This is a genomic window from Bacillus sp. SIMBA_008 (assembly GCF_046535495.1).
In the GTDB taxonomy this organism is placed as follows: domain Bacteria; phylum Bacillota; class Bacilli; order Bacillales; family Bacillaceae; genus Bacillus; species Bacillus subtilis.
In genome coordinates, this window is record NZ_JAWRWL010001143.1 from 1 (window position 1) to 242 (window position 242).

1 protein-coding gene is annotated in these 242 nt (G+C 30.2%); it reads left to right on the forward strand.

Going from position 1 to position 242, the window contains the following annotated elements; translation table 11 throughout:
• Positions 1-242: cadmium resistance transporter (locus SB658_RS27010; protein ID WP_410603590.1), on the forward strand; the 242-nt coding region annotated here is incomplete at both ends.

Sequence of the window (242 nt, forward strand, 5' to 3'; positions counted from 1 at the left end):
GTCCGAGAAAAAACTAAGATGAAAGAACTTTATATTGTTATTGGACAATATTTAGGATTTAGTTTAATTATTTTTCTGAGCATCATTGGTTCTTTAAGCTCTTTTTTCATTCCTATATCTTGGATTGGGTTATTAGGATTCGTGCCAATTTATATGGGAGTGAAAGGACTATTGTCACTTCATTCTTATAAAGGTAATGAAGTCATTGATAACGCTTCTAGTTCATTATTTAAAGTAGCTTC